The sequence below is a fragment of the Geomicrobium sp. JSM 1781026 genome (assembly GCF_041949955.1).
Classification (GTDB): Bacteria; Bacillota; Bacilli; order Bacillales; family Marinococcaceae; genus Geomicrobium_A.
In genome coordinates this window covers 57,697-65,019 of the sequence record NZ_JBHFQF010000013.1, presented here as the reverse complement: position 1 = coordinate 65,019, position 7,323 = coordinate 57,697, and the positions used below count along the sequence as shown (strand labels likewise).

Annotated in this window: 8 protein-coding genes; 5 read left to right on the top strand and 3 right to left on the bottom strand. The window is 42.5% G+C overall.

From position 1 onward, the window contains the following. Positions 1-112 precede the first annotated feature (112 nt). From ACE1TF_RS18500 to ACE1TF_RS18480, 5 genes are all read left to right on the top strand, one after another. Positions 113-916, top strand: coding sequence for a S1 family peptidase (locus ACE1TF_RS18500; protein ID WP_375018986.1), 804 nt, complete (start codon positions 113-115; stop codon positions 914-916). A gap of 75 nt (positions 917-991) precedes the next feature. Further along, positions 992-1,483, top strand: a complete 492-nt coding sequence (locus ACE1TF_RS18495) for a hypothetical protein (RefSeq protein WP_042403925.1) — start codon at positions 992-994, stop codon at positions 1,481-1,483. Positions 1,484-1,564: 81 nt separating this feature from the next. Further along, positions 1,565-2,920, top strand: coding sequence for a sigma-54 interaction domain-containing protein (locus ACE1TF_RS18490; protein ID WP_375018984.1), 1,356 nt, complete (start codon positions 1,565-1,567; stop codon positions 2,918-2,920). Between the two features lie 147 nt (positions 2,921-3,067). Next, complete coding sequence (gene pruA, locus ACE1TF_RS18485) at positions 3,068-4,615, top strand: L-glutamate gamma-semialdehyde dehydrogenase (protein WP_375018982.1); 1,548 nt, start codon at positions 3,068-3,070, stop codon at positions 4,613-4,615. A 63-nt stretch (positions 4,616-4,678) separates the two neighbouring features. Further along, positions 4,679-5,590 carry a proline dehydrogenase family protein gene (locus ACE1TF_RS18480; protein ID WP_375018980.1) on the top strand — a complete coding sequence of 304 codons (912 nt, stop codon included), beginning with the start codon at positions 4,679-4,681 and terminating at the stop codon, positions 5,588-5,590. 79 nt (positions 5,591-5,669) lie between these two features. Here ACE1TF_RS18480 and ACE1TF_RS18475 read toward each other — a convergent pair whose 3' ends face one another. The 3 genes from ACE1TF_RS18475 to ACE1TF_RS18465 all read right to left on the bottom strand — a co-directional run bounded on the left by ACE1TF_RS18475 (position 5,670) and on the right by ACE1TF_RS18465 (position 7,237). Beyond that, positions 5,670-6,740 carry an AI-2E family transporter gene (locus ACE1TF_RS18475; RefSeq protein ID WP_375018978.1) on the bottom strand — a complete coding sequence of 357 codons (1,071 nt, stop codon included), beginning with the start codon at positions 6,738-6,740 and terminating at the stop codon, positions 5,670-5,672. Between the two features lie 89 nt (positions 6,741-6,829). Further along, positions 6,830-6,994 carry a DUF3918 family protein gene (locus ACE1TF_RS18470; RefSeq protein ID WP_081829462.1) on the bottom strand — a complete coding sequence of 55 codons (165 nt, stop codon included), beginning with the start codon at positions 6,992-6,994 and terminating at the stop codon, positions 6,830-6,832. Positions 6,995-7,048: 54 nt separating this feature from the next. Then, complete coding sequence (locus ACE1TF_RS18465) at positions 7,049-7,237, bottom strand: hypothetical protein (protein ID WP_375018990.1); 189 nt, start codon at positions 7,235-7,237, stop codon at positions 7,049-7,051. Between the last annotated feature and the right edge of the window lie 86 nt (positions 7,238-7,323).

Genomic DNA, 7,323 nt, shown 5'->3' with positions numbered 1-7,323 from the left:
AAAAATCCTGCGTGGATGATGTTGTGATTTTCAACGTCCTCCACGCAGGATGGACCAAACGCAGTGCGGTAGGCTTTTATACTTGGGCGCTCAATTTTTAGTGTCTACTTTCTTGACTGAAGTCCAAACCGTATCCAGTATTGGAACAAAAATTAGCGAGAATAAATTGATAATAACTTTAGAGGAATTTAAGGAGAGTCATAAAACAACTATTAAAGAAATGTTTAATCTTAAGCCAAGTCAAGTTATGTTTAAGCAAGGTGATATGCCAATACAGGCACGTACTTCAGAACGAGATCCACTGGAAGCTGGTTTAAGTATTGTTAATGACTCTGCAGGGGGTGCCTGCACAAGTAATATAAGTGCACAAAATTCAAGTGGTGAATATTTCTTGATTTCTGCTGGTCATTGTGGCATCGTCGGGGACACTTACACTCAAGGGGGTCGTACAATCGGTGATGTAAGACAAGTTGTTTCAATGGGCGGAAGATCTGATGCTATGGCAATAGAAATATCAAGTAGTCTTGCTAGTGATTTTTTATACACCACTAGTAGTCAGGCTATTCAAATAGCTAATAGACAAAGCGAATCATCAAGCTTTGAAGGTGAAGAACTCTGTAAATCAGGGAACACAACAGGTGTAACTTGCGGAACTGTTTCCAATGTAAACTATACAGCTAACTATAATGGAGAGAGCTATACTGAGCAACGTTTAGTTGAACACGATGTCACAACAAGTTGTATGGTTGATTCCGGTGATTCTGGGGGACCAGTTTATGATGGCAGCACAATTGTCGGAATTGTTTCTGGTGGAACCAACCTAAGCGGTGGTTGCGATAATGAAAGTACTGATTTGATATTTACTCATATTGATAACGCACTAGGAGATTTGGTTTTGTCTGGTACCTTTGAGTAATCTAGGAAAAATAAATTCCTCCCTATATTTTTTACTAGGGGGGATTTAATTATATTGTTAACAGAGGTGTGCAAAGTGGATACTATTCAACGGAAGTACTTTTTACTTTTTATCATTCTTGCATTTACGTCGGTGAACGTCTCTTGTCAAGGATTAAATGATGCTAATGTACTCTTAACCGAACAGACACTTCCTGCAAGTGCTATTGAGGACCAGGAACTTCTAGCATATGGAATAGATAACTCTGAAACTTTAGAACAAAAATGGAATGAATTTGAATTTTCCGCTTCTATTCCTGATGTTAATTGGTCAACTTCTTCTCTAATTATAATTGGTATGATGGAACCCGGGTGTGAAATTATCGTTACCGAAGTACAAATACAAGAAACAGAATTGTTATTCAAAACGGAACTCGATACAGGTCTTTTTAGTGATGATTGCTCTATGGAAGCAAATCCAGTGTCCTTTGTGATCGAGATGGAGAAAGAAACTGTGCACAACGCTGAAAAGGTGCAGTTTCACGGAAAAGAAGCCGACATACTTAATGGCACAGATCCTAGTTCTTAATAAACACGCAAATTATTTTGCACCCACACTCACTTGTGCAAAATTTGCTATACTGAATGTAAAAAAGAGAGTGAGAATTCGATGCAAAACTACATTTCCCTCTATGAACAAGTATTTGAAAAGCTCGACATCGGCATCCGAATTATTAATACGCAGGCTGAGCCGATTGTTTATAATGCGAAAATGCGCGATATTGAGTCGATGACGATTGCAGACTTTTCTGGCCGCTCATTAATGGATGTGTTTCAATTTAAAAATGAGCAGGAAAGTCGGCTCCTTCGTGCGCTAAACAATGGAGAGCGGACAAAAAATCAAAAACAGACGTACTTTAATTCTCATGGGAATGAGATTACGACTGTGAATCACGTATACCCATTAAAAGACGGAGCCATCACGATCGGTGCGGTTGAAATCGCGACGGATATTACGCGTATGGAGAAGATGCTCCGAGACCAACATCAAAAGAAAGATTCCAGACTGTACATATTTGATGACTTAATCGGCGACTCCGAGTCGTTCGTGCACGTGATTGACCAAGCGAGACGTTCGGCCCGCACGTCATCAAACGTGTTGATCATTGGAGAAACCGGGACGGGCAAGGAATTGTTCGCTCAAAGCATTCATAGTGCGAGTGACCGAAGTGACCAACGCTTCATCGCACAAAACTGCGCCGCTCTTCCTGACGGGTTAATCGAAGGCATTTTATTTGGCACGAGCAAAGGGGCGTTCACCGGCGCGATTGATCGACCCGGTTTGTTTGAACAAGCAAATGGCGGAACGCTTCTCCTTGATGAAATTAATTCTTTACCTTTACATTTGCAACCGAAGCTTCTTCGGGTAATCCAAGAACAAAAGGTGATGAGAATCGGGGAAAGCAAAGAGCGAAAAATTAACGTGCGCCTCATTAGTACGATGAATGAAGACCCGATTGACGCGATTGCCGATGAGCGACTCCGAAAAGATTTATACTACCGGTTAAGCGTCGTAAGCTTGTTTATTCCAGCTTTGCACGTGCGTGCCAACGATATCCTTACACTAGCGAACTTTTTTCTTGCTCGCTTCTCCAAACAATTTAATGTTCGAACCGAGCAATTGTCACCTGCCGCTGAACAAGCACTAGCTGCGTACCACTGGCCAGGGAATGTCCGAGAGCTCGAACACGTTATTGAAGGGGCATTAAATGTCGTAAATGGTGAGCAAGAACTTCTACCCTCTCATTTACCTGCTCACTTTCAAAACCAACGAACAAATGCACCGACAGTCATATCCGAACTCGACGGTGATGAAACATTACAACAAAGGCTCGCGCTCATTGAGAAACAGTTTATTGCAAAAGCGATGGACGAATCGGCTCACAACATCACTAAAGCTGCAGCAAAACTCGGCATGAGCCGACAAAACTTACAATACAAACTAGCGAAACATCACGCCCGTTAACGCAAAATTTTTTTCGATAAATCGCAAATATTTTTGCTTTCATCGTGCAACTTCGCAAAAAAATTGCGTCATCTCCCGTTTTTAAAGATTGGCACAGTTCTTGCATTTAAAAATAAGCGAACGCAATTACATTAGAGGAGTGATACAATGGTCGTTCCATACACACATGAACCATTCACGAATTTTCAAGATGAAGAAAATAAAGCTGCAATTGAGGAAGCGATTCGTTACGTCAAAGGTGAGCTCGGGAAAGAATACCCACTCATTATCGGCGGCGAGCGCATTACGACAAATGAAAAGATCACTTCAATTAATCCTGCTGACCATAGCGAAATTATCGGTACGGTATCCAAAGCTTCTAAAGATCTAGCTGAACAAGCAATGGAAAAAGCACAAGAAGCGTTTAAAACATGGAGCCGTTGGACACCTGAAGCACGTGCGAATGTGTTGTTCCGTGCCGCAGCAATTTCTCGTCGTCGTAAGCACGAATTCTCTGCTTGGATGGTTTATGAAATCGGTAAACCTTGGAAAGAAGCGGATGCCGATTCGGCTGAAGCGATTGACTTTTTAGAGTATTATGCTCGTCAAATGATTGAACACAAAGACGGCGCGCCAATTAACAGCCGCCCGATTGAACATAACCAATTCACGTACTTGCCACTTGGCGTCGGTGTAACGGTTTCACCTTGGAACTTACCATTCGCGATCATGGCTGGAACGACTGTAGGACCAATGGTTGCAGGGAATACAATTTTATTGAAACCAGCGAGCTTGACGCCAGTTACGACGTACAAGTTTATGGAAGTACTTGAAGAAGCAGGCATGCCTGCTGGTGTCGTCAACTTCATCCCAGGTAGCGGAAGTGAAATTGGCGATTATCTCGTTGAGCATCCGAAGACTCGCTTCATTAACTTTACCGGATCTAAAGAAGTTGGAACGAGTATTTTTGAGAAAGCTGCTAAAATTCAACCCGGTCAAAACTTCCTTAAGAAAACGGCGATTGAAATGGGCGGAAAAGACACGATCATCGTTGATCGTGAAGCGAATTTAGACATTGCTGCTGAGTCGATTGTACAATCTGCATTTGGTTTCAGTGGGCAAAAATGTTCAGCTTGTTCGCGTGTCGTTGCGCATGCTGATGTATATGATGAAGTGATTGAGCGCGTAAAAGTACTCACTGAAGAAATCACGGTTGATGCACCTCAACATGCAAGCACATACATGGGGCCGGTCTGTGAAGAGTCCGCGTTCGATAAAATCTTGGACTACATCGAAATTGGAAAACAAGAAGCTTCCCTCGTCACTGGTGGTACAGGCGACAAAGAAAAAGGATATTTCATTAAGCCGACAATCTTTAAAGATGCAGATCCGAATGCACGCATTATGCAAGAAGAGATTTTTGGACCTGTCGTCGCCTTTTCAAAAGGCTCATCGATTGATGAACTTATTGACATTGCGAACAATACGGATTACGGCCTAACTGGAGCGATCATTTCTGACAACCGCGATCACTTGGAGAAAGCACGCCAAGAATTCCACGTCGGTAACCTTTACTTCAACCGTGGCTGTACAGCTGCGATTGTAGGGTATCAGCCGTTTGGCGGTTTCAAAATGTCAGGGACGGATACGAAAGCAGGCGGACCAGGATACATCCTCCATTTCATGGAGCCAAAAACTGTTTGTGATCAATTCTAATTGGAGAGCACAAGGCTCATCGTCAAACGATGAGCCCTCTCTCTAGTAAAAAGGGGTATACGTATGCAAAAACTTAACCGCGACTTCTTCTTATACTTATCAAAAAACAAATTGCTCAATAAAAATGCCAAACGTTGGGGCCTTAAGCTCGGTGCCTCCAAAGTTGTCGCTGGTCTCACCCTAGAAGATGCCCACGCTCGATTGCAAGAGTTGAATGACAGCAACCGTTCAATTACGTTGGACCATCTCGGTGAATTTGTGTTTGAAGAGTCTGAAGCCATTGAAGCTTTTGAATCCAGCATGGCAGCTTTAGACTTTTTACATGAGCATCGGATTGATTGCTATTTGTCAGTAAAATTGACAAAATTAGGACTTGATGTTGATGAGGATCTTTGTAAATCCCACATAAAACAATTGCTTGAAAAAGCTAAAGAGCACGGATCGATCGTGAACATTGATATGGAAGATTATTTGCACTATGAGCAGACCATCCGAATTATTGAGGAATTGCGGGCATCATTTGATAACATCGGAACGGTGTTGCAAGCGTATATTAAAACAGGCGTCGAAGATACCGATCGCCTTAGAGGGATGAAGTTACGCTTCGTTAAAGGTGCTTACAAAGAAAGTGCAGATGTTGCCCTACAAGAGAAGCAAGCGATCGATAAACAGATGCTCGATATGATAAAAACCCACCTCAACAACGGAGGGCATACGGCGATTGCGACTCACGACCATCACATTATCGAACATGTTAAAGCGTATGCGAAAGAACAAAGCATTCCTCGTGAGCAGTTTGAATTTCAAATGCTTTACGGTTTTCGAAATGACTTGCAACTTTCACTCGTTGAAGAAGGCTATCAAGTCCGGACGTATGTCCCTTACGGAAAAGACTGGTATGGCTACTTCATGAGAAGATTGGCAGAGCGCCCACAAAACCTTGCCTTTGCCATGAGAGGTCTGCTTTCAAAATAATAGCCAATCGGTATAAAGGAACTTCTGAGTTGTCAGTGAGTTCCTTTTTCGTTTCTTTCGACTCGATAGAAACGAAAAGTTAGCTTTCCGAACTCCCGACCTTTTTCTCCTCTCGAAGTACGTGTGTCACGTGCGAGCCGATGACAAATAACGGCACCGATAGTAACAATCCAATAATGCCTGCGAACTCATAGCCAATGAGAAGTGCAAATAAAATCATTAACGGATGCAGGTGAACACTTTTTCCAACAATATAAGGAGACAGCACATTCCCTTCAATTTGCTGAATCACTAAAATGACAACGAGGGTAAAAAGTGTCGTTTGCCAAGATATCGTAAAGGCGATGACGAGGGCAGGAACGGCACCTAAAATCGGACCAAAATATGGAATTAAATCCATTATCCCTAAAAATAATCCTAGAACAATCGGGTATGGCATACCGACAAGCCACAAACCTATAATTGACAAAACCCCTACACAAACGGAGACGAGTAACTGGCCACGAATATAGCTACCAAAAGCATGGTCCGCTGCACCGACGATCGTTACACCCGTTTCCCGGAACCGTTTAGGAATCAGAAAAACAGCCGCTTTTTCAAATATACGAAGGTCTTTTAGTATGTAAAATGTAGCAAATGGCAGTAAAAACAAGAAAGCAATGCCTTCCAGGATCAAGCGCCAGCGGTCAAATAACCCTTGTACGAAATTCGACCCTTGGGATTCCAATCGTTCTACACTGTTTTCAACTTGGTTATGCAGAAGTGGCGGCAGCTGATCAACTTGACGGTGAAACGAACCGATCCCACTTTCAACTTGCTGCATCCAGGCTGGCAATTGTTCAACAAATTCTTTCGATTCCCTAAAAATAATCGGGCCGGTTGCGATGAGTAACCAAGCGCCACCCCCGAAAAAAAGGGTGTATATGATGAGTACTGAAAGCACTCTCGGGGTGCCCTTTCGTTCTAAAAAATCAATCACAGGATGTAGTAAATACGCAAATAAACCTGCTAGGATAAATGGAATTGCCACTTTGACGATACTTACAAGTACAGGCTTCCAAACGGGGGTGAGCAGATACACAATGTATACGAATGCGACACAGATCATTGCGATTAAAGCTCGGTAAAGCCACTTCTTTTCTCTGTCCATTCGCTCACCCCTTCAATGCATTAGGATGAACGAAACCCGGTGGTTTATACAAAAAAAGACACAAACCGATTGGTTTGTGTCTTTTCTTTTTAAAATGCGTTTCGATACGCTTTGCGCAAAGATTTCACATGCTTGTTCTTTTTCATCTTTTGCATCCAACGCTTATGACTCCGGTCGTGGGTATTCATCATATAAATCGCTGCACCTACGGTCCCAATTCCTGCCACGAGCAATGATGATGACGTCTTATTCATGAACGCCGACCTCCATTTACTAAAACTGCCGGAACAATGAGTTTACCCTATACTTTAGCTGCTTGAATGTTCCTCAAGACATCGACTTCTTTCATCTACAGAGAACACGTCATCTAACGAGCTTAGTGAACCGTCCTCTTCAACTTGATAGACAGAAAGTGTCTCATCTTGAACAACGAGTTCAATGCAACACTTCCAACAATAATACTGATTTGTACCGATCTTACCTATATTTTTCCACATGCAATTCGGGCAATGCAAAGGAAGTGACCTCCTCGTAAAACAACTTGTTTTACAAGAATGGTCAAAGTAAGGCAATTGTAAACATC